This is a genomic window from Candidatus Ponderosibacter sp. Uisw_141_02 (genome assembly GCF_048087665.1).
Lineage (GTDB): Bacteria > Pseudomonadota > Alphaproteobacteria > Puniceispirillales > Puniceispirillaceae > UBA3439.
In genome coordinates this window covers 1483299-1506818 of sequence record NZ_CP159807.1, presented here as the reverse complement: position 1 = coordinate 1506818, position 23520 = coordinate 1483299, and the positions used below count along the sequence as shown (strand labels likewise).

The window sequence follows — 23520 nt, the reverse complement described above, 5'->3', positions numbered from 1 at the left end:
ATCATGAATAACCGTGAAAAATACGATGAAGCTTTTATTGAGACTTTTGATCTAAAGCAGGATCAATTGAATTCATCTCTTGAATATCAGAGCATCAATGCATGGGACTCGATCGGCCATATGGCATTGATTGCCGAACTCGAGGATGTGTTTGATATCATGCTGGAAATGGACGATATTGTTGATTTTGGCTCTTACGAAACTGGCATAAAAACCATGCAAAAATATGGTGTTGATATTTAGATGTTTTGGCTGGATCGCACGGATGCAAGTGACGATTTACCGTTTTTAATTGATGGTGAAACCGTGCTCTCTTACGAGCAGACTTTTAGTCGTTCTGATGAAGTGTTTCAGCCGTTTGAGCGCAGTGTTGTTGCGATTTTATGCTGCCGGAACATAGAGACTGTAATCGGTTATGTTGGGGCGCTGAGGAACAATCATGTTCCCTTTATGTTGGACGCTAATTTAGATGAAGATGCGCTGTCGCGGTTGCTGGATTCCTATCAAGCTGAATTGATATTTTGCCCTTCCTCGATCCGATTGGCCGGTTACGAGCCGGTTGCACAGAGCGGCACCTACACCCTGCTGAAAAGATCGGATTTAGATGATTGTAGGGAAATACATCCAGATTTAGGGTTGTTGCTCCCCACTTCTGGAACGACGGGCGACCCGAAATCTGTAAGGCTAAGTCAGAAAAACATTCAAAGTTGCACAGAATCAATTGTCAGATATCTAGAGCTTGAAAGTAACCGCAGAGCGATTTCCTTGTTACCGTTGCAATACTCATACGGCTTGTCGGTGTTGAATTCTATAATTGAGGCGCGCGGGTCCTATTATATTTCCTCCCATTCGCCAATATCGCGTGAGTTCTGGGATGGTATTGTAACATGTGGCATTACTGATCTGTCTGCCGTGCCTTTTATTTTTGAGTCGATCAAAAGGATGCGGTTTTCCGATGACATCCTAAAGACGTTGAAATATATAACCCAAGCGGGCGGCAGGCTAGATTCAAAACTTACGGCGCATTTTCACAGTATTTTCTCGGAACATGGGATTAGATATTTTACCATGTATGGTCAGACCGAGGCGTCGCCGAGGATTTGTTATCTTGATCCTGTAGATGCCAAGGCCAAGGCAGGCTCAGTAGGCCGCGTCATAGATATTGGCGAAGTTACCATTCATCATCATGCCGATACGCCAGATGAGGGGGAACTGGTATATAAGGGGCCAAACGTCTGCATGGGATACGCCATAGACAGACAGGATTTGTTGAAAGCTGATGGTTTTGGCGGCATTCTCATGACCGGTGATTTGGCCAAGATCGATGCGGACGGTTTTGTCTATATAACGGGCCGGATCAAACGTAATGTAAAATTACATGGGGTGTCTGTTAATCTGGACTTCATTGAGTCACGCCTTCGGGAAAGTGGACTTGATGCCCGCATAATTGGTCGGGATAACCTTGTTGCCGCAATTGTGGTAGGTAGTGGTGAGGAAGAGGCTCTGAGTTTTATGAGGGACAATTTTGCTTTTCATAATTCTGTCTTGAGGGTTGTATCGCTCGATACCATGCCGCTCAATGTTTCAGGTAAGCCAGATTACAAAGCGCTTGAACGTGAACATCTTGGAGCCTGATATGATCGTGAAGGAATTGAGCGAACTCACCCAGCATCATCGCCAAGCGTGCGATCTATACCGCCATTATGTGGATAGTATGTTCCCCTTGGAACCAGCGCCAAAATTGCTCTCAGACCTGCCTTATCTGCCAGTGCGGGCATTCAAGGAGCATGAATTAAAAAGTGTGCTGGACTCACAAGTTTATAAAGTTATGCGCTCTTCTGGAACGTCTGGTCACTTTTCAAAAATTTTCTTGGACAAGCGCACAGCGCAACTGCAAACGCGTGCATTGGTCGATGGTTTTGCCGATTATTTTGGCAAGGGGCGTTTTCCTATGTTGATAATTGATAATAGGAAGACGGTTGCGGACCGGAATTTCTACTCGGCCCGAACAGCGGCAATTAACGGCTTTTCGATGTTCTCACGGGGGCAATGTTTTGCCTTGGATGACGATATGGAGGTTGATTTTCCAGCGGTGAAAGCGTTTTTGCGCAAATATGAAGGGACCAAAATTTTTATTTTTGGTTTTACCTCTATTGTGTGGAGTAAGTTTATTCAAACACTTGCCAAACAAACCGAGGCGCTTGATCTTAGCAACGCTTTTTTGTTGCATGGTGGCGGGTGGAAAAAATTAGAGTCCGAAAAAATTTCAAATGATATGTTCAAAGAAAAAATTCGGCAAATGACGGAGTGTGAACAGGTTCATAATTATTATGGAATGGTTGAACAGACTGGTACCATATTTATGGAGTGTGAGAGCGGCAATATGCATGCCTCTGCTGGCGCTGATGTGTTGATCAGAGATCCTGCAAGCCTGGATGTGTTGGACGATGGCGAGCCGGGTCTGATACAGGTTTTCTCGGCGGTCCAACTGAGCTATCCCGGACATTCGATTTTGACCGAAGATGTCGGGCAAAAATATGATGGGGCTTCGTGCTCATGTGGACGCAGCGGTTCAATTGTAAACGTGTTGGGCCGTATGCAACATGCGGAATTGCGTGGATGCAGTGATGCCTATTCCTGACATCAATGATCTGAATTTGGGGAATGTTTTCTGTGGTGCTGGCCCTGAGTTTGAGAACAGTATTGCGCGCAGTTGCGCTAATGCGGTGCTCGTGGAGTTTACCCACGCGCTGTCTGTCGCTATCCTGAAAAACAAGGATGCACGACAGTTTCCTGACGTTGTGACCTTTGGTTATTTTTGCCGAAAGGCGAATATCAAACTTGTGCTGCAAGCGATGCAGAACCCGGCAAGGCGAAGAGGTTGGGGCATTGTTCTCCATGTCGCGCCATCCAATATTCCGGTGAATTTTGCATTTTCGTTTTTGATGGGATTCTTGACGGGTAATATTAATTATGTGCGTGTGCCTTCGGTTGATGCCCCGCAGATAGATATTATCGTGACAGCCATTGATACATTGTTAAACCAACCGTCATTTGCTAGTCTTGCCAAGCGGGTTAAATTCTTTCGTTGCGAGAGAGACAGTCCAGCCTTGATGGATTTGGTAAAGATCTGTGATGGGTTGGTTGTTTGGGGCGGTGATACGACCGTTGCAAAATTTCAGGCACAGCAGAAAAAGACAAATGTTGTAGAGCTATATTTTCCGGACAAGGCATCATCTCTACTGATCGACGCCGATGCGCTCATTGCATGTGATAGTGATGCGCTCACAACGCTTTCTCACGATTTCTTTAACGATACGTTTCTGGTTGATCAAAATGCATGTTCATCCCCGAATGTGGTGTATTGGCTTGGCAACCAAGAAGCCATCGCACAAGCACAGGCGAAGTTCTGGTCACGCATTGACGTGTTGCTGCAAGGTAAAATTCTGCCTCAAGCGACAATGGCGATTGAAAAAAGACTCGATCTTTTGCGGATGACTCAGTCACTGGAACGTTCTGTGATGGTACAAAAATTTAGCCAAGACATCTGGTTATTTGAAGATAAAGAGTTGATTGGCGAGAGATTGCGATTTGGAAATTTTCTTCAGATTGGCCTTCAAGATACCTCTGAATTAGCCCAATATATTCGGCCGAATGAACAGACTTTGACCTATTTTGGGGTGCCGCCAATGCAAGTTTATGAGACACTTCTTGCACATGGCTGTAATCTTGACCGCATTGTGCCAGTGGGGCAGGCGTTGGCAATTGGTATGCATTGGGATGGAAAGAACATGTTAAATATGTTGTCGCACGAGATCGAAATAGCCTGATGTTTTATGAAAAGACCAAACGTCTACTTGACGTCGCTTGCGCATGTATTTTGCTGGTGTTGCTATGGCCAGTGATTTTGCTGACGATGATGTTGATATTTGTAAAAATGGGGCGGCCCATCTTCTTCGTGCATCAGCGTAGCGGGTGGCAAAAGCGACCGTTCAATATGTTTAAGTTTCGAACTATGCACGCTGACAGGGGACAGGGGTTAACAGATGGCCAACGGATTACGCCGCTTGGCCTGACGCTGAGGCAATATAGCATTGACGAATTGCCTCAACTTTTAAACGTGTTGATGGGGCAAATGAGCATGGTTGGGCCAAGGCCGTTGCTGCGTGAGTATGATGACTTTTATTCGGAACTCCAAAATCAGCGGTTTCTGATGAAGCCGGGGATGACCGGTCTGGCGCAAATATTGGGAAGAAACAACCTGACATGGGACGAAAAGTTGCAGCTTGATGTAGAGTATGTACAGCGGCGTTCGCTTTGGCAGGACCTGAAAATCATCGCCAAAACACCGGTTGTTGTTTGCCACGCACAGGGCTTTCGTCCATCTGGTGAATTGAAAAAGTTTAATTCAGAAAAGTGAGATAATTATGGGATTCTCGTTGAACGCACAGGAATTGCAAGAGTTTCAGCCGAACAGATATCCATTTTTGATGATAGATCGGGTGTCCGAAGTTGAACCGGGAGAGTTTGCAAAAGGGTATAAGCATCTGACCAATAATGAATGGTATTTTCCGGTGCATTTCCCCGATGGGCCAAACATGCCCGGTGCATTGCAGCTTGAAGCGATGGCGCAGATGTTGACAGTTGCCATAACCACGCAAGAAGGCCTGAAAGGCAGTGTCACGCATGCACTAGAACATACGGTGCGCTTTAGAAAAGAGGTGGTCCCTGGAGATACGCTTATCATCGAGGCTTTTGTGGATAGCTGGCGTCGAGGTATTTGCAAGGGGCGCGCATTTGGGTACACCGATGGAGACGTTGCGTGTGAGGCCAAAATGCTCATTACAATTCCGGACATATTGAACCGCTATACCCCAAAGAAACCATGATGGAATTTGATGTTGTTGTAATTGGTGGCGGGGCAGCAGGGGCTGCCGTCACTTGGAAGTTGGCAAAGGAGGGGTTGAAGGTGGCGTGCCTTGAACGTGGCCCCTGGATGAAGCCTGAAGCGTACCCTTCAACAAAGCCTGATTGGGAAACCATCAAAACCAAGTCTTTTTCCCCTGTTCCAGCCCGCCGTCAGAGCCATTATGACTATCCAATAGATGACAAAGACTCACCAATTTCTGTTTGTAACTTCAATGCTGTCGGCGGCTCTACAATCCTATATTCTGGGCATTTTCCGCGCTTTAGAAAGCGAGATTTTGAACTGCTTACAAAGGATGGCGTGGGAGAGGATTGGCCTATCTCCTACAATGATTTGCAGCCATATTATGATGTAAACGAAAATGAGATGGGGGTGGCAGGTCTGGTTGGTGATCCCGCTTATCCGGAGATTGAAAAGCTGTTGCCGCCAGTGCCTATTGGCAAGAGTGGGCGGGTATTGGCCGAAGCGTTTAACAAACTAAATTGGCATTGGTGGCCAAGTTATTCTGCAATCTCAACCCGCCAATTTAACGGACGCAATGCCTGTATTAACCTTGGGCCGTGCAATACGGGATGTCCTCAGCAGGCAAAATCAAGCGCGGATGTGACATACATGTCGCGTGCTAAAAATCTTCAAGCGCATGTGATAACCGAGGCGGCTGTTTCACGTGTAGTGATGAGGGGTAGGGTTGCTGTTGGTGTTGAATATTTCGATGCATCGGGCGTTAAAAATACCGTTATGGCCAAGAAAATAGTCCTTGCGGCCAGCGCAGTTGGAACGCCCCGAATTTTGCTCAACACAAAGACAAGTGATTTCCCAAATGGACTTGCGAATGGTGAAGATCAGGTGGGACGCAATCTGATGATTCATCCACTTGGGCTTGTGGATGGCGTATTTGATGATGAACTGGATCCTGATATTGGCCCACAGGGTTGCATGATTTACAGCCTTCAACATTACAGAGACCCTGAAGCTGGTCATAAGCTCGGGTATATGATGCAGGCCTTGCGCGGCGATGGCCCGCTTCAGGCTGCTCGTTTTGCGTGGTTGAAAAAGCGGCTGAACTTTGGTGAGTCGTTGATGCCGGACTTTGACGCAGTGTATAGAAGAAAGCTGTCAATTTCGGTGGTTTGTGAGGATTTAGCAGAGCCGGAAAATCGAATTTCGCTCGATCCGGACACCAGCGATAGATATGGCATCGCTGGCGTTAAGGTGGTCTATAAGTTACATGACAATACAAAGGCAATCATGCTTTCTGGGATGAAAAGGGCGCGCCAAGTCATGATCGCCGCGGGGGCAACGAAAACCTATGTTTTTGGTCCGGTCCGCGAAACCGGTTGGCATACGATGGGCACCTGTAGGATGGGATCCAATCCAAAAACGTCGGTCGTAAATAAATTTGGTGAAACGCATGGGGTGTCGAATTTATACATCGCGGACTCAAGCGTTTTCACATCGGGGTCTTGCGTTAATCCCGCCAACACGGTTCAAGCGGTTGCCCTTTATGTGGCGGATCACATTATCCAACAGCTAAAGGTGGCGTGATGATGGATGTCTCAGACCTGCTAGATAGAATGTTTCCAGGTGGTGGGGCGCAGGAACTCCCCTCTTTTTCAAGTTTGGGTGAACCAGCAACTTCCATATTTGCCAAAGAAGGCTATCATAACCTAGGCAATGCGTTGGTGGTGTGTTTGTCCCAATTGCGCAATCTGGACAGTGTCGATGTTAACGATGTTTTGAAGCAGCTGAGGGCGCAGGATTTTGACCTTGCCAAATCTTTTGTAAGCAAGGCTTTGGATGTGTATTTTACCCACCCTGATGTTATTAGTGCGCTGTCGATGGGAAGAACAACGCTCTTTCCGAATGAACGTATTTTAGAGGACATTGACTATGATTTGCTAGAGCAGGTGGTCAATCATAACCTTGGAGGCATTCGTGACCAACAAGATTGAAACAATCAGCAAGACTGTAATCGTCACGGGAGCTAGTGGTGATATCGGAATTGCTGTGGTGCAACGGTTGTTGCAGGACGGTTATAAAATTGCTGCTTGCTGCCATAGCAATGCGGCGCGGCTCAAAGCCTTGGCGCATAACGACATTGCCATTTACGATCTGGACTTGTCCCACGATGAAAGCATCAAGGATTGTGCCGTCAAAATCGGCAAAGAAGCCGACCAGATGGCTGGATTGGTGAATTGCGCAGGGGTTGCGGCGGGTAGCCTGTTTGGCATGACAAAAATCAGTGATATGCGGGCATTATTTGACGTTAATTTATTTGGAACCCTGCTGTTCACCCAATTTATTGCCAAAAAACTTGTCAGACAAAAGTCCGGATCAATTATAAATATGGCCTCCACAGCAGGAATTTTTGCCGAGCAGGGAACCCTTGCCTACGGGGCCTCAAAGGCTGCGTTACTCCATGCGAGCAGGGTTTTAGCTGTTGAATTAGGTCAATTTGGGATAAGAGTGAATTCTATTGCGCCATCGGCAGTTAACTCCAAAATGGCGGATGCAATGGATGATGAGGCGCGAAAAAAACTAGATCAGCTTGGATCTTTGCCGGGCATTACCCAGCCAGAAAATGTTGCTGATGTGGTTGCCTTTTTGATTTCTGATAGCGCTGATGCGGTTTCTGGGGAAACCATCAGGGTAGACCGAGGAACGCCCTTTTAATGAATATTTGTGCGCTAGGTGCCGTATCTGATTAGGGAGTAGAGAGTTTTTGTCTGAAAAAAAATATCCGGAATGGCCATCTTATTCCGAAGCGGAAATTCACAGCGTTAGTGCGGTATTGTCTTCAGGCAAGGTGAACTACTGGACGGGCTCGGTCACACGGCAATTTGAAGAAGAATTTGCAAATTGGTGTGGTGCCAAACATGCGGTTGCTGTCTCCAACGGAACCGTTGCCCTTGATCTATGTCTGATGAGCCTTGGTATTGGTGCTCGTAACGGCGGCGGCACAAATGATGAAGTCATTGTGACACCGCGTAGTTTTGTGGCGTCGGGTTCTGTTATTGTTAATGCTGGGGCGATTCCAAAATTTGTTGATGTTTGTCCCGACAGCCAAAATATGAATCCGGCAAAGATCAAAGACACAATAACAGGCAATACCAAGGCGGTTATTTGTGTGCATCTTGCCGGTTGGCCGTGCGATATTGACGCCATAAAGCATGTAATCGGCAGCCGCGATATTAAAATAATTGAAGATTGCGCCCAGGCGCATGGCGCTTTTTACAAGGGGCAACCAGTTGGGTCTCTTGGTGATGTAGCCGCATGGTCGTTCTGTCAGGACAAAATCATGACCACTGGAGGTGAGGGCGGCATGGTCACGTGCAATGACCATAAACTCTGGAATAGTATTTGGAGTTACAAGGATCACGGTAAAAGTTATGATCGCGTGCATTCATCTGACCAGCCAAAGGGGTTTCGGTGGGTTCATGATCAATTTGGTTCCAACTATAGGCTTACAGAAATGCAGTCTGCCATTGGCCGGTTGCAGCTTCAAAAGATGCCCTCATGGACAGCGGCACGCACGAAGAATGCACAGATACTCATTGACGCATTTTTGCCGTTTGCCGGGGCTGATGGCCCAATCCGCATTCCCACTCCAAAATGTGAAGGTTGTAACATTAACTGCCCGGCAGCAGGGGCAGTAGCGGGAGGATGTCGCCACGCATATTATCGGTTCTATGTGTTTATCCGGGCCGAGAACATGGAGCCCGCATGGTCAAGAGATCGGATCATTGATGAAATGCTGGGCCGGTCGGTGCCATGTATGCATGGCTCATGCTCACAGATATATAATGAACAGTCGTTTCAATCCGCGGGATTGCAGCCTGCTTATGCGTTGCCGATTGCACAACAGCTTGGCGATAGCAGTATGGCGTTCCTTGTGCATCCCACGTTGGATGAGGAGCATATGAAATCCATCACCGCCGCCGCAGTTTCCGTTTTCAAGCGTGCGACCAAGTAAGCCTAACAGCCAGACTATATTAATAGCGATTAGCCAGAATATGCGTTTCGTGGCGCAGCTAACTCGGCCATATTTTCTGGTGTTTGATCAAACGCGATTGGCAAGGAATGAAGGACGACCTTAATGGCGTCAAAGTCCATTTTATCGCACGCCTTTTGCAGTGACTGAAGATGAATTTTGAGTTCCTCTAGTGATATGCTCGGCTCGTTAACGGCATGGATTTGCGGGTGCAATGTTTCCATCAACTTCCCCTCAATCACTAATTCTTCAAACAATTTTTCCCCAGGTCTTAGTCCGGTTATTTTGATTTCAAGACTGTCCGTATGCGTGTAATCCTCACCTTCAAGAACAGGTGTAAACCCGTTCAACCGTATCATGCGCTGCGCAAGGTCCAGAATTTTAATAGGTGTGCCCATATCCAGTACAAAAACATCGCCGCTTCCGGACAGGAAGCCTGCCTGAATTACAAGATGGGCGGCTTCGGTTGGTGTCATAAAATACCGTTCAACATCTTTATGCGTTAATGACACAGGGCCGCCACGCTTTATTTGTTCCTCAAAAAGCGGCACCACGGACCCCGATGAGCCAAGAACGTTTCCAAATCGAACAATCGCAAATTTCGTATCTTTAGCTGTTTTCATAAATGCCTGACATATTAGTTCAGCAATTCTTTTGCTGGCCCCCATGTAATTTGTTGGGCGAACGGCTTTGTCAGTGGAAACAAGTATGAAATTCTCGACTTTTGCCCTGGCGGCCCCCTGCACAATGTTCAAGGTGCCAAAGACGTTGTTTCTGAGCCCTTCAATAATGTTGGATTCGACCAGCGGCACATGCTTGTATGCGGCTGTATGATAAACTGTCTGAACATTATATGTTTTTATAACTTGGCTTACATGCTGTTTGTTCTGAACTGTACCCAGAACGGGAATGATTGTGATGGTTTCGCCTAGCGCGTTATTGCGTGATTTCAGATCGTTCATAATTTTGTAAAGCGCGTATTCAGATACATCAAAGACAATTAATTTTGTTGGTTCATGGGTGATTATTTCGCGGCATAATTCAGTGCCGATTGAACCTCCGGCACCTGTAACCAAAACCGTTCTTCCCCGCAGGTTTACATCCATGAGCGCTTCGATAGATTGGACGGGTGGTCGGCTAAGCAGGTCCTCTATCGAAAGGCGTCGTAGTTGTTTTGTGTCGACCTTGCCATTGATAAGCTCAGCAAGCCCCGGCAGGGCGCGAACTTGCACTGGAAGAGGGCTCAATCGGGAAAATATTTGTTGCAGATCTGATTGCGAAGCACTCGGAATGGCTAACAAAATCATGTCTATGTTCAGTTTATCAAGCCGGGATATTGCATATTCAATGCTATGAATCTTGATTTCCCCAATGGAGATGCCTTGTAGGGTGGGGTCGTCATCAATGAAAAGAACGGTTGTGTATTTGTGGTTCCTGTCCAATCCGTTTAGAAGTTGCCTGCCCGCATCTCCGGCGCCATAAATTGCCACGCGTTTAGGTCGCTCGTTGCTACCGATGGTGCGAACTTCCGGCAATAAAAATCGCGCGCTTGCCATGCTAATGAGCATCATCAACATATAAATGAACGGAACAGTGTGCGGTATGCTGGTTTTCAATAATTGAGAGCATGTCAAAAAAATTGCGGCTGAGAAAACCGAACAAGCCAACATTTTTTTTAAAGTGAATATCGAAATTTGGCTTACCATGATTTTGTAAAGCTCCAGCTGGACGGCAATCACGATAGTAGCTGGAACGACAATTCCGACTGTCATAAGAAAGTGGAATTCATTTAGCAAAATCAGGTGCTCGCTATGAATTTTCATAGCGATGAACAGACTAAATATGACAATCACTGTATCGGCCAAGATTTGCACGATTGTTTTCGTGCGGCGATCAAAACCAACCATCATTTCCAAAATTTTAGCGACCATCTGAATATATACTCTTACAAAGCGCGTTCGCCCAATACGAACACGGCGTTCTACAAACCGGGAACTCAACTTAATCCCAGATAACCAAATAAAACATAAAAAATTGATGTATTTTAGGAGAATATTAAATTCATCCTTGGGATAAGTTGTAAACAGCACTATGTGTTGATACCAGTTTTGATATTGTTCACACATATATGTGCAAAGAAAATTGAAATTTTTTCGTAAAATGGTGTTAGATTTCCCGTGTTGTTAGAGTTTTACCTGTCATGAGACGGGTTTTGGTGGAGACGATGTCGGAGAGTTTGGCGTCCTGAAGACATACAAGCTTGGGTCAATACAGAGAGATGAAATGTTCAAAGAGAATCTGCTGGAAAAAATTAAAGATGGATCAATAACGGTTGGTATTATCGGTTTGGGCTATGTTGGTCTGCCTCTGTTTTTAGAGCATGCCTTTCTTAATATTGATGTTATTGGGTTCGACATTGATAAACAGAAGATTGACTCTTTGGTGCGAGGGGAAAGCTATATCGAACGATATTCTGATCAGGCTGTAGCCACGGCGATGGCGGGTAGTGCGCAGGTTACATCTACATTTGACCTTATCGCTGACTGTGATGCAGTGATCATTTGTGTGCCAACGCCCCTTAACCGCCACCGTGAGCCGGATTTGAGCTACGTGACTTCGACGTTATCTTCGGTTGAACCGTTTCTGCGGTCTGGACAGTTGATAAGTCTTGAAAGCACAACATGGCCCGGAACCACTGAAGAAATACTGGTGCCAATAATAACCAATGCCGGTTTTGTGGTTGGGCAAGACGTCTTTGTGGTGTTTTCACCAGAACGCGAAGATCCGGGGAACAAGGTCTTTACGACCCATTCAATTCCGAAGATCGTCGGTGGCGTTACCGCAGACTGCCTTGATATTGGCCAAACATTTTACAGTCTGGCTATTGAAAAAGTGGTTTCTGTTTCGTCCCCTCGTGTTGCCGAGATGACTAAATTGCTCGAGAACATCCACCGTGCGGTAAATATTGGCCTGGTTAATGAAATGAAAATTGTCGCCGACAAAATGGGCATTGACATTTTTGAGGTTGTTGATGCTGCCGCCACAAAACCATTTGGTTTCACCGCCTTTTATCCGGGGCCGGGGGTGGGCGGTCATTGTATACCTATTGATCCATTTTACCTGACATGGAAGGCCAGAGAATATGGCATCCACACACGGTTTATCGAACTTTCTGGTGAAATTAACAAATCAATGCCATCCTTTGTGATGGGTAAATTGGCCATGGCGCTGAACGAGATTGGAAAACCGATTCAAAATAGTCGGGTCTTGATCTTAGGGGTCGCCTATAAAGGAGAAGTTGACGACATTCGAGAGTCACCATCATTGGAATTGATTGATTTATTGAAAAAGTCAGGCGCTCTGGTAACGTACTCTGATCCATATGTTTCAACCTTGCCAAAGACACGCACTTTTGATTTTAACATGGCACATGTCGAGGTAAGCCAGAGCATGTTGGCTGAGCAGGATGCCGTCATTGTAGCCACCAACCATACTGATTTCGATTATGATTTCATTTTGAAACATGCAACTTTGATCATTGATACGCGCGGCGTTTACCGTGAATTGTCGGATAAGGTTATACGTTCATAACGCGAGCCACGGCTATTTTAGGCCCGCAAATACAAGTGCTGCAAAGGGCAAAATCAACATAACTACAAACCAATTTGGGTAGGCTATGACCATAAAAAAATTTGGAATTATTGGAGCTTCTGGTTACGTTGCACCACGCCATATGCGCGCGATTAAAGCATTAGGACACCAGTTAGTGGTGGCGTATGACGTCAATGATTCAGTCGGCATAATTGATAGCATTTACCCAGACTCCTATTTCTTTTGTGAGTTCGAGCGGTTTTTGGAATTTGCCAGTAACGCTCAATCAAACCCTGATAGCAAAATTGACTATATGGTTGTATGCTCGCCTAATCATTTGCATCGGGCGCATATCAGCATGGGATTGCGCCTTGGCTGTGACGTCATTTGCGAAAAACCGTTGGTTCCCACTGGAGATGATGTATCCTATCTGGCTGATTTGGAGGTTAACACTGGACATCGTGTTTGGAACATCCTTCAACTTCGTCACCACGAAGCGATAATAAATTTGCGCAAGAAAATTGCCAAAATGCCCAGTGATCAACAATTCGAAGTAGATTTGACTTATATTACTTCACGTGGTCGATGGTATATGGAGAGTTGGAAGGGGGATCCCCGAAAGTCGTTTGGGATCGAGACCAACATTGGCATTCATTTCTTTGATATGCTGCATTTCCTCTTTGGCTCCTTAAAATATTCAGAATTACATTACTCAGATAATGTTCGTGCGGGCGGTTTTCTGGAATATGAGAGGGCAATCGTGCGGTGGTTTCTCTCGATCAATCGCGGCGATGTTGAATTGGCGGCCGGAAATGACAAATCCACCTACAGATCAATCACGGTAGATGATGAAGAGATTGAATTTTCTGAGGGGTTTACGGATCTGCACACAACCTCGTACCAGCATATTCTTGCAGGCTCAGGCTTTGGGGTTGAAGATGCACGTGCCTGCATCGAAACGGTTGAAACATTGCGTAGGGCATCCGCAAAAAATCCAGAATCGCAGGAAAATATTGGACGTTTGGTCAGACTTTTCCTAGCGCAGCCAACATGACCTTTATTCATGAAACAGCCATTGTCGATGAAGGTGCTATGCTGGGCGATAATTGTCGTGTTTGGCATTGGACGCATATCTGTAAGGGCGCCAAAATCGGTGCGAATTGTTCCTTTGGACAAGGCGTTTTCATTGGTGATGATGTTGTGCTTGGGGAAAATGTAAAGGTTCAGAATAACGTCTCGATTTATGACGCTGTTCGGTTAGAAGATAATGTGTTTTGCGGTCCTTCCATGGTCTTCACCAACGTCTATAATCCCCGTGCCAAGATAAGTCGCAAGTCTGAATACCGCCCGACAATTGTACGCCAAGGCGCCACACTTGGGGCCAATTGCACGATAATCTGTGGTGTCGAGATAGGCGAATTCGCCTTCATTGGGGCAGGGGCCGTAGTCACGAAGGACGTGGCGCCTTTTGCGTTGATGGCGGGGGTCCCGGCCCGCCAGATTGGCCTTGTTGATCGCGATGGCAACCGTATAAAACCTTAGCCACCTGTTGGCCCCGTCACAGGTCAGGCGTTAATATAATGGTGTCATATTGTTAACACGGTCGATGCAATCGTCAAAATCAACACCAATAGCGTCCAGATACCACTTGATATTTGGGTAGCGGGGCGCGTTTTCGCTTTTCACCGCACGAAGCGCCTCTCTGCGTGATAATTGTCCTTCCCGGATTTGATTGCTCCGGAATGTGTCATGTTCGCTGAACCCAGCGGTTCTGTGATAGACGTAATTGTAAAAGGCCGAGGTCCCATCACCGATACGCCATGTTGATTTGGTGTCTATTGCGGTTTCCCAATTATATTGCGCCAACACCTGGTCGATCTCAGTTTCTTCCCATTTGTAATAATCAAAGATATGAAAATAATCACTTTTCTGGTGAATGCTGCGCCAATATTCACCAGACAATGTGTCATATATTGAGCTGTTGATATAACCCGGGTTTCGGACAATTTGGGCTAGGCGCTTTTTCTGATAGTACAACTGAGCTTGCCAGCCTGTGTGGTAAACTGTTTTCGAGCTGAAGCTGGGTGGTATGCCAAGGAAGCCTGTTTTGAAATGCGTGGTTTCAAGGGGATTAATGCCCCATAAATTTAGCGATACTCCCGTTCGTTCTTTCACGGTTTCTACATGCTGAAAGAAATGTTTATCGCCTGCCATCAACAAGTTTAGCATGCCTAAGTGGGGCCGCCTTAACCATGCATTCAGATTTTTCCTAATGTTCGTCCGTTTTTTCTCAATGTCTGCGGCGACAATGATGTTTTCTACGCCAAGCTCGGCACACATTCGGCTGATATTACGCCGCCCAAGATCAGTGACCATACCCCAGTCATAGGTGTAGGTGATCGGACGCATCTCAAGCTCCTTAACGATGATGTGAAGAGCAAAGGAGCTGTCACGGCCGCCCGAGAATGGGACAATACAATCGGGACGATCTTTGTGCCGATAGGGGGCAACAAGCTCTTTCAATGTCTCTAAAGACCGTGGATTGTTCCGAGTTTCATAATGCAAGCAGTAGTTACATACGCCATCTGCATCGAATTCGATATAAGGCATCGTTGCGGGTAGGATGCATTTTTTGCAGCGTTGAAGATTTGGGACAGTGTATTGAAGTTTTTGCTCCTGCCCGTGTGAGGTGACATATTCAGGCACAAGGTTGAGGCGGTCGCTGGTGAAAACAGAATTTTTAGATATGTTCCCATCATACCTAGTCACATCCAGCGTTCGCACACCTCTAATATTTTCTATCGACTGACAATGTATTTGTAAGAGCGCCCATTCTTCTGATGCGAAAACGTAATCATCGCCTCTTCGGCCTAAATACATGCTACCATTATTTGATAGCAGGCACAATTTGCCCAGCTTTGGGGCGTAAATGAAGGCCGAAACGACGCCCTCACAGACGTCAAGCACAGTGTCACAGGCGGCTTTGACATCATTGGATGTGTCAAAACTATCGGCAAAAACGGCAGCTATGATTTCAGAGTCCAGTTTATTCGTTCTCTTGCGATTTGTTTTTTTCCAAAGCTTGCCATCGTTTAGAACAATACCGTTATGCAGAACCACGATGCCGTCCCTTGAGATGGGTTGGTTGTCTTTAAACCCATTGGTGATGAGACGGCTATGGCCAAGAAGCAAATCACTGCCTGAGCAATCTATCTTTGAGAAAAGTTTGCTTGCCGTAGTGTCTGCCTGAAAAATTTCAGCCTTGTTTTCTCTAAATAACACAGCTCCGGAGGAGTCGCGACCACGGTATTCGGCGTTACGGACAAGTGTCGGAACGATGGATGGAGCGCTAATCGTCCCACTTCCAATTATTCCAAATAATCCACACATGCATTTGCTCCATTATTTAGCCGACTAACAGGTGACGTGATCCAATATACGGGCTCGCAGGCAGCTGATTTTAGAATCGAAAGACTTGAAAACATCCATTGGATAGGTAAACAAAACTCCAAGTGAACCTGAGTTTTAAAGTCGTTTAATACCTTCTAAATGTTTAATTTTGTCGATGTAATTTTGAGCCAATAGATCATAATTGTGATGTTGCAAAAGCCAGGCACGACCAGATAAACCCTTTGATCGCCGCATCTCTGGCCTCATTCTAAACGCGTCTTCAAAACATTTGGCAAGCCCCGTGCCGCAGGTGAAAATACCACAGTCAGCCTCATTTATCATGGATGGATGACCTTCATATTGGGCGATAATAAATTTTCCGGCTAGCATATAGTCCACCACCTTGTTCATCGACTGGCCATAGTCCCATACGCGGCTTGGCATAGTGGCTAAAAACAGAATGTCACAACGACGCAAAAATCCTTGTACATCATCCGGATGAATTTTGCCCAAAAAAATCACGTTTTTCTGGGTGCTAAATTGTTGTTCAAGGGACTGTTTTTGGGCGCCATCTCCTGCAATCAGAAAAACAACATCCATGGTGTTTCTGGTCTCCATATATTTGGCGAAATCATCTAAATTGTTAGTGAGGCCAATGCTTCCACAATATCCGACAACAATTCTTCCTTTGATACGTTTTTCTGTCTGCGTGTCAAACTTGAATGGCTTGCTGGACCGAACCCGCGCAACATCCACGCCGATACCGCAGGAATGAAACGCTGTGGTCGGTTTTTTAACGCCGGAATCAGCAACATGTTGTTTTAAGTTCGGCATGGTGCCAACGATTAGGTCGGCATGCTTATAGCCCAACAGTTCAATCGCTCTTAGAAACAGCGAAAAGGGATTTAGCGGACTGAATTTTCCCTCTTCGACTAGGGTCAATGGCCAGACATCCCGTACCTCGAAAACAAGACGTGTTCTTTTAAAACATTTTAGGTAAATTCCAAATAATATAGGCGTGAGCGACAATGATGAAATGACGACCACATCAGGGCTTATGTGCCGCCGGAACCGGAAAAGCTTAACATCAAAGTCAAACCAACTCAGAACACGCATCACACTGGCAGTTTTGTTGTATTTAAGCGTTTTTATAATGAGAAATGAAACGTCTTCTATCTCTAGTTCAGTAGATTTACCCTCCTCAACCCGAAAACTACAGCCGTGATTTGAGTCAGAGGTGATAATTTCAAACTGATGTCCTTGAGCGGATAAACGTTTCGCCAATTCGAACCATCGTGGGTTTGAACCATATCCTGGTACTGGTGCGTATTTCGATACAACCGTTATTCTCATATTTTCAATACCAAAGCTGTTAGACTGCTGTCTTTAGGTCGGAACATATCAGGGAGCGATGTGCAAGGTAGGATGATAGCATAAACCCTCAGAAGTTTTAGCTTTTATTCCGATAGACGCAGAAATACGGCGGCAGAGATGCTTTGTTTCAAAATGTTGTTGTCCGTGCCTTGACGTTTAGATAAGGCATGGATCTTATGTTATTTTTCAGGCAACATGTAACTCGATTTGTCATCAATCGGTACATCATGATGCATCTCTTTTGTAAAGATCAATTTCTTTTGAAAACCATTAAATGAGTCCTTTTGGTTTTTCGATGTTGCTGAAAGGTTGGATTTTGAAAATTCTTGTCACAGGAGCCGCTGGTTTTATTGGGATGCATTGCTGTGAACGATTATTGGATCGTGGCGATCAAGTTATTGGTGTCGATAATCTCAATGATTATTACGATGTAGGGCTTAAAGAATCCCGGCTTGCCCGTTTGCTTCCTAACAGCAAATTCGCATTCCACAAGATTAATATTGAAGACCGGAATGAAATGGCTTTGCTGTTTTCGACAAAAAAACCGGACCGAGTTATTCATTTGGCAGCACAGGCTGGAGTTCGTTATTCAATGGAGAGCCCGCACGCCTATATCAGTGCGAATGTTCTTGGTTTTATGAATATTCTGGAAGGCTGTCGGCATACATCTGTTAAGCATTTGGTTTATGCCAGTTCTTCCTCTGTATATGGGGGTAACGAATCTATGCCATTCAGCGAACATGATAATATAGATCACCCCATTAGCCTTTATGCCGCCACAAAAAAGGCGAACGAACTGATGGCTCATACCTATTCGCATAATTTCGATTTGCCAACTACCGGCCTGAGATTTTTTACCGTTTATGGCCCTTGGGGACGCCCTGATATGTCGCCCATTCTGTTTGCAAGCGCTATGCTTAAACGAGAAAATATTGATATTTTCAACAATGGGAACATGTCGCGCGACTTTACTTATATTGATGATGTTGTTGAGGGGATTGTTCGTGTTTTGGACAAGCCTGCAACGAAAAATCTTAATTATGATGCCAGCATGCCGGATCCTGCAACCGCGGCAGTACCATATAGGGTGTTTAACGTTGGCAATGGAGCCCCAACGCAATTGATGGCGTATGTCGGAGCGCTCGAAGTTGCGTTTGATGTCGAGGCGAAGAAAAATTTTCTACAAATGCAACCGGGCGATGTTCCTGCAACTTTTGCTGACACGTCCTTGCTAAGCAATTGGATTGGGTTTAGCCCAAGCACGCCGCTTGAAGTTGGTGTCAAAAACTTTGTGGGGTGGTATCGTGACTATTATAAAATCTAATTCAGTTGCTTTGTCTTGATTGCAAACCAGACTTCCTGCGCTCTGTTAGATAGAAGGTTAGGAAAATCACACACCTTCCTCTAATCTCATTTTTTGTTGTAAATGCTTCAGTTTTTCAGAAGGACAGAGTTACAAGAACAATATACTTAATGTGGCTCAGCGCTTTACATGGAGCATATTGAGATGGAACTGAGCTATACCGATACTAGCTGACCCCCAAAATTATTTTTTTTGACATGATTAATGTCAGGAATTAACCCTATTTTTGGAAAAATTTGGTTTTTAGATTTAGAGGTTTTTAACGGAAATAATGTTTGAAGATTATATATTACTATGGGCTTTTGGTCTATCAGGCTGTTGCGCGGCATTTTTCGCTTTTCATCCTCTGAGCAAGAATAGATTAGCTGTAGACAGTGTTGTTGGTCCCCAAAAAATTCATCAAGGCTTGATTTCCCGACTTGGCGGCGCATGCATTTTTCTAAGCTTGCTATGCTTATCGGTAATTAATTATGAGCCAAATATTTTGATGCTGACTTTGCTCGTTGCAACTGCTCCGGTATTTTTCGCAGGCGTCTTAGAAGATCTTACTGGAAATGTTTCCGCGCGAGTTCGGCTCTTTTTTTCTCTACTCACAGGATTGATTTTTTGCTTGATGTCTGGGTACTCAATTAGTCGAGTAGGAATAGAAGAAATAAGGGTTATTTTCGAATTTTCGGTAATATCAATTAGCCTCACAGCAATGGCAGTTGCTTCATTAGCTAACGCTATGAATATTATTGACGGTTTAAACGGCCTTGCAAGTGGTTGTTTTATTATAATCGCGTTATCCATAGCCATAGTCGCCGTAAGTGTAAATGACACGGAGCTTGCGTTCTACGCATTTTTAATGGCCTCTGCTACGGCTGGTTTTTTTATTTGGAATTATCCATTTGGGAGGATTTTTCTTGGGGATGGGGGTGCATACCTTTTAGGAAGCCTTGCTGCTGGATTAGCTGTGCTTCTGCCGGAAAGAAATCCGGTGGTTTCACCATTTTTTAGCCTTTTGGTTGTTGCCTTTCCATTTTATGAACTCGTGCGCTCGACGTTTAGGCGGGCAAATAAAGGGTCTGGCGTTATTTTAAAGCCAGATGATAAACATCTCCACAGCCTTTTATTCAAAATCATTCAAGCTCGGACACCATTTCAGCCTTGGGTTCAAAACGGATTGGCGAGTACTATCTTGCTGTTTTTTGCCCTAGGGACATCGATATGGGCATTGGTATACCGAAACGAAATGACCTTTCTTGTTGCCGGTATTTTTATTTGTATATTGGTTTATGAAGTCTCTATAATTGTCCTCAGAAAAGCCGCCAGCAGTAGTTGAACTATATAATTTTTTTACATTTATTTTAGCTACTCAAGATTTTTATTGTTGGCTTTCTTTGGCTGGCGACAAAACAGCGCCAATGACGATGCAGCAATAAATTTTGTCATTTCAAACGTGTCGTTTTTTAAAATTCAGTTAACGGAAAATTTCTTTGGCCGATGGATCACTATTCATAGATGGAGCGCTGTTGCTTTTGTTCCGGCCTCATCTGTATCAAGGGTCTGCATAACCTAAACACCCTTTCGCCTGACTAGCCTCGCCCAATAAAGGGCATTTTTGGTGCCATCACCGTCATGAATTGAACATTGGCATCAAGCGGCAGATTTGCCATATACAAAACCGAAGATGCTACATGCGTTACATCCATTGTAGCTTCCGAGCGAATGCTGCCATCGGGTTGTGGCATGCCGGTTGTCATCGCTTCCGCCATATCGGTTAGCGCATTGCCAATATCAATTTGTGACGCGCAGATATCGAAAGGCCGCCCATCAAGCGACAGGCTTTTGGTTAGGCCGGTGATGCCGTGTTTGGTGCTTGTATAGGGAATTGATCCCGGACGTGGTGCATGCGCCGAAATTGATCCATTATTGATGATACGCCCGCCTTGAGGTAATTGTTCGCGCATGATTTTAAATGCGGCGCGGGCGCACAAAAATGATCCAGTCAGGTTGATTGAAACAACATCAAGCCAGGTCTGCACTGGAATTTCATCAATGGTTGTTGAAAAGCTGCCAATGCCAGCATTGTTGAACAGCGTATCAAGCCGCCCCCATGCCGCCATCGCTTGGGCAAAGGCGCTATCCACCGCGGCGGGGTCGGCAACGTCACAGGGTAGGATCAGTGCGTTTTTATGACCATTGGCTGTCGCCTTCAGCGTTTCGGCGCGCCGCCCAATTAGCCCGACATGATAGCCATCATCCAAAAATGCTTTTGTTGTTGCGGCGCCAATGCCGCTTCCGGCACCGGTAATGATGATGGTTTTGCGCATGATCTGAAATTCCTATGTTAAAGCGGGCATTAAAAATCCGCCCCTGCTATGATCTGATGGCTATATTAGGCAAAAAACATAGCCTAGGTCTATTGGGTAAATTACTTTGCGTGGCTTTGAAAATGCTTTTTGGCTAGGTGATCACGCTGCGCCGCGTTATTGAAGATAGCAGTTATCGCCAGTTACCAATGAGGTCTGCCTTGGGCACCCCAATTGCATTTGTTATCCATCCCGAATTACGCCATGTGCCATCAAGCCGCCCAGCTGATTTGATGCTGGAAGAGGCCTGTTTACTTGCCAATGCCATTGGTCTTGAGGTGGTTCATAACGAGGTAATCGCGCTTACGAAATTGCGGGCAGGGTCGTACTTTGGCAAGGGCGTGACCGAACGTCTTGGCGATCTGGCTGAAAATTTCACCCATGACATTGATGCGCCTGTGGTCATCATCAACACAAGCCTGTCACCTGTGCAGCAACGTAACCTTGAAACCCAGATCAAAGCCAAAGTGATTGACCGCACTCAGCTTATCTTCGAAATTTTTGGCGCCCGCGCCCATACCCATGCCGGGCGGTTGCAGGTGGAATTGGCTGCATTAAGTTTTCAGCGAAGCCGGCTTGTGCGCAGCTGGACGCATCTCGAGCGTCAACGTGGTGGTAGCGGTTTTTTGGGCGGTCCCGGTGAACGCCAGATTGAGCTCGATCGCCGGATGTTAATGGATCGGGTGACCCGCATTAAAACCGAATTGAGAGAAGTCACCCGTACCCGAACGTTGCAGCGCAGCAACCGGTTGCGAAGTGAAACTCCAACATTGGCGTTAATTGGGTATACGAATGCTGGCAAATCGACGCTTTTTAACCACTTGACTGGCGCCGATGTTTTGTCAAAAGACATGTTGTTTGCAACGCTTGACCCAACTATGCGCGAGCTTGATTTTGTGTCAGGACGCAAAGTGGTTTTGGCCGATACGGTCGGGTTTATCAGCCAATTGCCAACTGAGCTTGTCGAAGCCTTTAGAAGCACGCTTGAAGAAGTGGTTCATGCCGATGTTCTGCTTCATGTTCATGATGCATCATCACCCTTGGTGGCCGAAGAAGCAGAAGATGTGGTCAAGGTTTTGGGCGATCTTGGCATGGATGCCGAAACACAGGCGGCGCGCATCCTTCATGTTTTGAATAAGGCCGATTTACTTACCGCTGATAATGAACAGGTTACCAGTTTGCAAAATATGTTTCCAGACGGTGTTTTGGTGTCCGCTAAAACCGGCGATGGGGTCGATGATTTATTGGCGCATCTTGACCGGCATCTTGGTAAATCGGCGATTTTGGCAACAATATATATTACCCCAACCGATGGCGCGGCGCGTGCATGGTTGCATCAGAATGCAATGGTGAAATCATCGCATTTTGATGATCACGGACATGAACAGATTTTGGTTAGCATTGATCCGGCAGATCATGCGCGGCTTTGCGCGCGCTGGCCAGATCTTGGCGTTTTGCGCGCTGAGGCTTAGATCTGGTTTTTTAAATTTGCTGACCCAATAATTATTGGTTTTCATTTGCCATTTCTGGGATTAGGATTTTTTCATTGTGACGGTGCCATCTTTGCGCCGCGGTAAATCTAGCGGTGGGCAAGCCAGCAAGTTTGAAAAGCCATAAGCAGATCAGGAGCACCCTGTTTCAGTCGGAGACAAAATGAGCGAGCGCATTATTTATTTGAATGGTAATTATCTTGCTGAAAGCGAGGCAAAATTACCTGTTCTTGATCGCGGTTTGCTATTTGCCGATGCGGTTTATGAAGGTTTTGGTATTCTTGATGGGCAAATTGTTGATTTCATTTATCATATGCAGCGTCTTGAACGCTCACTTGGTGAATTGTCAATCCCAATGACATTTAGCATTGATGAAATGTTTCATGCCTTGATGGGGCTTATTGAACAGAATAATGCAAAAGCTGGTTTTCTATATCTTCACGTCACACGCGGTGCCGGTGATCGGGCATTCCATTACCATGATCAATATGTGCCAAATATCTTTGCCTTTACCCAAGGCGAGAAATTTGCCGCTGATGAGATGCCACCAGCAATCGACTTGCTGACCTATCCTGATTTGCGCTGGACGCGACGCGATATTAAATCAACCAATCTTTTAGCGCAGGTCATGGCAAAGCAAGCTGCCAATCAGGCGGGTGCCTATGAAGCATTAATGGTTGATGCGAATGGCTTGGTTACCGAGGCTGGATCATCCAGTTTTTTCTTTATCAAGGATAATGCACTTTATGTCCGCCCGGTCAGCCAAGAGATTCTGCATGGGATAACCCGCCAGACAATGCTTCGCGTCGCCAAAGAGCGCGGTATTTCGTTAATTGAGCGCACATATAGTCTGGATGAAGCTTTAGCCGCTGATGAGGCACTGATTACCGCATCATCGATCTATGTTCTTCCTGTTGAAAAAATTGATGGCAAGGTGATTGGTAATGGTAAGGCTGGCGCTTTTACGCTTGCGCTTCGTGAGGGGTATCTTGCCAAGGCTCGTGATGAATTTTACACAACGAAGGCGTCATAAATGTTCG

At 45.7% G+C, this 23520-nt stretch carries 21 protein-coding genes; 17 read left to right on the top strand and 4 right to left on the bottom strand.

Features of this window, described 5'->3' with window-relative positions; translation table 11 throughout:
* Positions 1-3 precede the first annotated feature (3 nt).
* From ABXT40_RS07590 to ABXT40_RS07545, 10 genes are read left to right on the top strand one after another with little or no spacing between them, the layout of a single operon-like run.
* On the top strand, positions 4-243 hold the full coding sequence (locus ABXT40_RS07590; RefSeq protein ID WP_443645017.1) for an acyl carrier protein: 240 nt from the start codon (positions 4-6) through the stop codon (positions 241-243).
* Entirely contained in the window at positions 244-1635 is a 1392-nt protein-coding gene (locus ABXT40_RS07585; protein ID WP_443645016.1) for an AMP-binding protein, read from the top strand.
* A gap of 1 nt (position 1636) precedes the next feature.
* The gene (locus tag ABXT40_RS07580; RefSeq protein ID WP_443645015.1) at positions 1637-2641 is read left to right on the top strand and encodes a LuxE/PaaK family acyltransferase; all 1005 of its coding nucleotides are present in this window, start codon (positions 1637-1639) and stop codon (positions 2639-2641) included.
* Entirely contained in the window at positions 2628-3830 is a 1203-nt protein-coding gene (locus ABXT40_RS07575; protein ID WP_443645014.1) for an acyl-CoA reductase, read from the top strand. Before ABXT40_RS07580 ends, ABXT40_RS07575 begins: the two co-directional genes overlap by 14 nt.
* Positions 3830-4420 carry a sugar transferase gene (locus ABXT40_RS07570; protein ID WP_443645013.1) on the top strand — a complete coding sequence of 197 codons (591 nt, stop codon included), beginning with the start codon at positions 3830-3832 and terminating at the stop codon, positions 4418-4420. Before ABXT40_RS07575 ends, ABXT40_RS07570 begins: the two co-directional genes overlap by 1 nt.
* Positions 4421-4427: 7 nt before the next feature.
* On the top strand, positions 4428-4889 hold the full coding sequence (fabZ, locus tag ABXT40_RS07565; protein WP_443645012.1) for a 3-hydroxyacyl-ACP dehydratase FabZ: 462 nt from the start codon (positions 4428-4430) through the stop codon (positions 4887-4889).
* A complete protein-coding gene (locus ABXT40_RS07560) occupies positions 4889-6472 on the top strand; it encodes a GMC family oxidoreductase (RefSeq protein ID WP_443645011.1) in 1584 nt (527 codons plus the stop codon). The genes fabZ and ABXT40_RS07560 overlap by 1 nt, the downstream gene beginning before the upstream one ends.
* On the top strand, positions 6472-6879 hold the full coding sequence (locus ABXT40_RS07555; protein ID WP_443645010.1) for a hypothetical protein: 408 nt from the start codon (positions 6472-6474) through the stop codon (positions 6877-6879). The genes ABXT40_RS07560 and ABXT40_RS07555 overlap by 1 nt, the downstream gene beginning before the upstream one ends.
* Positions 6863-7600, top strand: coding sequence for an SDR family NAD(P)-dependent oxidoreductase (locus ABXT40_RS07550; RefSeq protein WP_443645009.1), 738 nt, complete (start codon positions 6863-6865; stop codon positions 7598-7600). Before ABXT40_RS07555 ends, ABXT40_RS07550 begins: the two co-directional genes overlap by 17 nt.
* Before the next feature lie 49 nt (positions 7601-7649).
* A complete protein-coding gene (locus ABXT40_RS07545; RefSeq protein WP_443645008.1) occupies positions 7650-8900 on the top strand; it encodes a DegT/DnrJ/EryC1/StrS family aminotransferase in 1251 nt (416 codons plus the stop codon).
* 29 nt (positions 8901-8929) lie between these two features.
* Here ABXT40_RS07545 and ABXT40_RS07540 read toward each other — a convergent pair whose 3' ends face one another.
* Positions 8930-11044: a polysaccharide biosynthesis protein gene (locus ABXT40_RS07540; RefSeq protein ID WP_443645007.1), complete on the bottom strand. Its 2115-nt coding sequence runs from the start codon at positions 11042-11044 to the stop codon at positions 8930-8932.
* Between the two features lie 157 nt (positions 11045-11201).
* Between ABXT40_RS07540 and ABXT40_RS07535 the strand changes: the two genes are divergently transcribed.
* From ABXT40_RS07535 to ABXT40_RS07525, 3 genes are all read left to right on the top strand, one after another.
* Entirely contained in the window at positions 11202-12509 is a 1308-nt protein-coding gene (locus tag ABXT40_RS07535; RefSeq protein WP_443645006.1) for a nucleotide sugar dehydrogenase, read from the top strand.
* 91 nt (positions 12510-12600) lie between these two features.
* Positions 12601-13563 (top strand): Gfo/Idh/MocA family oxidoreductase, encoded by a 963-nt coding sequence (locus ABXT40_RS07530; RefSeq protein WP_443646985.1) that lies wholly within the window; start codon positions 12601-12603, stop codon positions 13561-13563.
* Positions 13560-14051, top strand: a complete 492-nt coding sequence (locus ABXT40_RS07525) for an acyltransferase (protein WP_443645005.1) — start codon at positions 13560-13562, stop codon at positions 14049-14051. The genes ABXT40_RS07530 and ABXT40_RS07525 overlap by 4 nt, the downstream gene beginning before the upstream one ends.
* A 30-nt stretch (positions 14052-14081) precedes the next feature.
* On the opposite strand, the gene ABXT40_RS07520 is transcribed toward ABXT40_RS07525, so the two are convergent.
* Entirely contained in the window at positions 14082-15899 is a 1818-nt protein-coding gene (locus ABXT40_RS07520; protein WP_443645004.1) for a glucosamine 6-phosphate synthetase, read from the bottom strand.
* A gap of 135 nt (positions 15900-16034) precedes the next feature.
* Positions 16035-17252, bottom strand: a complete 1218-nt coding sequence (locus tag ABXT40_RS07515) for a glycosyltransferase family 4 protein (protein ID WP_443645003.1) — start codon at positions 17250-17252, stop codon at positions 16035-16037.
* A 337-nt stretch (positions 17253-17589) separates the two neighbouring features.
* Here ABXT40_RS07515 and ABXT40_RS07510 point away from each other — a divergent pair, with 337 nt between their 5' ends.
* Entirely contained in the window at positions 17590-18597 is a 1008-nt protein-coding gene (locus ABXT40_RS07510; protein WP_443646984.1) for an NAD-dependent epimerase, read from the top strand.
* Positions 18598-18907: 310 nt separating this feature from the next.
* Positions 18908-19960, top strand: a complete 1053-nt coding sequence (locus tag ABXT40_RS07505; RefSeq protein WP_443645002.1) for an MraY family glycosyltransferase — start codon at positions 18908-18910, stop codon at positions 19958-19960.
* Between the two features lie 253 nt (positions 19961-20213).
* Here ABXT40_RS07505 and ABXT40_RS07500 read toward each other — a convergent pair whose 3' ends face one another.
* A complete protein-coding gene (locus ABXT40_RS07500; protein ID WP_443645001.1) occupies positions 20214-20951 on the bottom strand; it encodes an SDR family oxidoreductase in 738 nt (245 codons plus the stop codon).
* Positions 20952-21151: 200 nt separating this feature from the next.
* On the opposite strand from ABXT40_RS07500, the gene hflX reads away from it, so the two are divergent.
* Positions 21152-22462, top strand: a complete 1311-nt coding sequence (hflX, locus tag ABXT40_RS07495) for a GTPase HflX (RefSeq protein ID WP_443645000.1) — start codon at positions 21152-21154, stop codon at positions 22460-22462.
* A gap of 181 nt (positions 22463-22643) precedes the next feature.
* Positions 22644-23513: an aminotransferase class IV gene (locus ABXT40_RS07490; RefSeq protein ID WP_443644999.1), complete on the top strand. Its 870-nt coding sequence runs from the start codon at positions 22644-22646 to the stop codon at positions 23511-23513.
* The last annotated feature ends 7 nt before the right edge of the window (positions 23514-23520 follow it).

Coding starts and splice junctions, on each gene's coding strand:
- ABXT40_RS07590 (WP_443645017.1), top strand. CDS start 4: ATGAATAACCGTGAAAAATACGATGAAGCTTTTATTGAGACTTTTGAT.
- ABXT40_RS07585 (WP_443645016.1), top strand. CDS start 244: ATGTTTTGGCTGGATCGCACGGATGCAAGTGACGATTTACCGTTTTTA.
- ABXT40_RS07580 (WP_443645015.1), top strand. CDS start 1,637: ATGATCGTGAAGGAATTGAGCGAACTCACCCAGCATCATCGCCAAGCG.
- ABXT40_RS07575 (WP_443645014.1), top strand. CDS start 2,628: ATGCCTATTCCTGACATCAATGATCTGAATTTGGGGAATGTTTTCTGT.
- ABXT40_RS07570 (WP_443645013.1), top strand. CDS start 3,830: ATGTTTTATGAAAAGACCAAACGTCTACTTGACGTCGCTTGCGCATGT.
- fabZ (WP_443645012.1), top strand. CDS start 4,428: ATGGGATTCTCGTTGAACGCACAGGAATTGCAAGAGTTTCAGCCGAAC.
- ABXT40_RS07560 (WP_443645011.1), top strand. CDS start 4,889: ATGGAATTTGATGTTGTTGTAATTGGTGGCGGGGCAGCAGGGGCTGCC.
- ABXT40_RS07555 (WP_443645010.1), top strand. CDS start 6,472: ATGATGGATGTCTCAGACCTGCTAGATAGAATGTTTCCAGGTGGTGGG.
- ABXT40_RS07540 (WP_443645007.1), bottom strand. CDS start 11,044: ATGTGTGAACAATATCAAAACTGGTATCAACACATAGTGCTGTTTACA.
- ABXT40_RS07535 (WP_443645006.1), top strand. CDS start 11,202: ATGTTCAAAGAGAATCTGCTGGAAAAAATTAAAGATGGATCAATAACG.
- ABXT40_RS07525 (WP_443645005.1), top strand. CDS start 13,560: ATGACCTTTATTCATGAAACAGCCATTGTCGATGAAGGTGCTATGCTG.
- ABXT40_RS07520 (WP_443645004.1), bottom strand. CDS start 15,899: ATGTGTGGATTATTTGGAATAATTGGAAGTGGGACGATTAGCGCTCCA.
- ABXT40_RS07515 (WP_443645003.1), bottom strand. CDS start 17,252: ATGAGAATAACGGTTGTATCGAAATACGCACCAGTACCAGGATATGGT.
- ABXT40_RS07505 (WP_443645002.1), top strand. CDS start 18,908: ATGTTTGAAGATTATATATTACTATGGGCTTTTGGTCTATCAGGCTGT.
- ABXT40_RS07500 (WP_443645001.1), bottom strand. CDS start 20,951: ATGCGCAAAACCATCATCATTACCGGTGCCGGAAGCGGCATTGGCGCC.
- ABXT40_RS07490 (WP_443644999.1), top strand. CDS start 22,644: ATGAGCGAGCGCATTATTTATTTGAATGGTAATTATCTTGCTGAAAGC.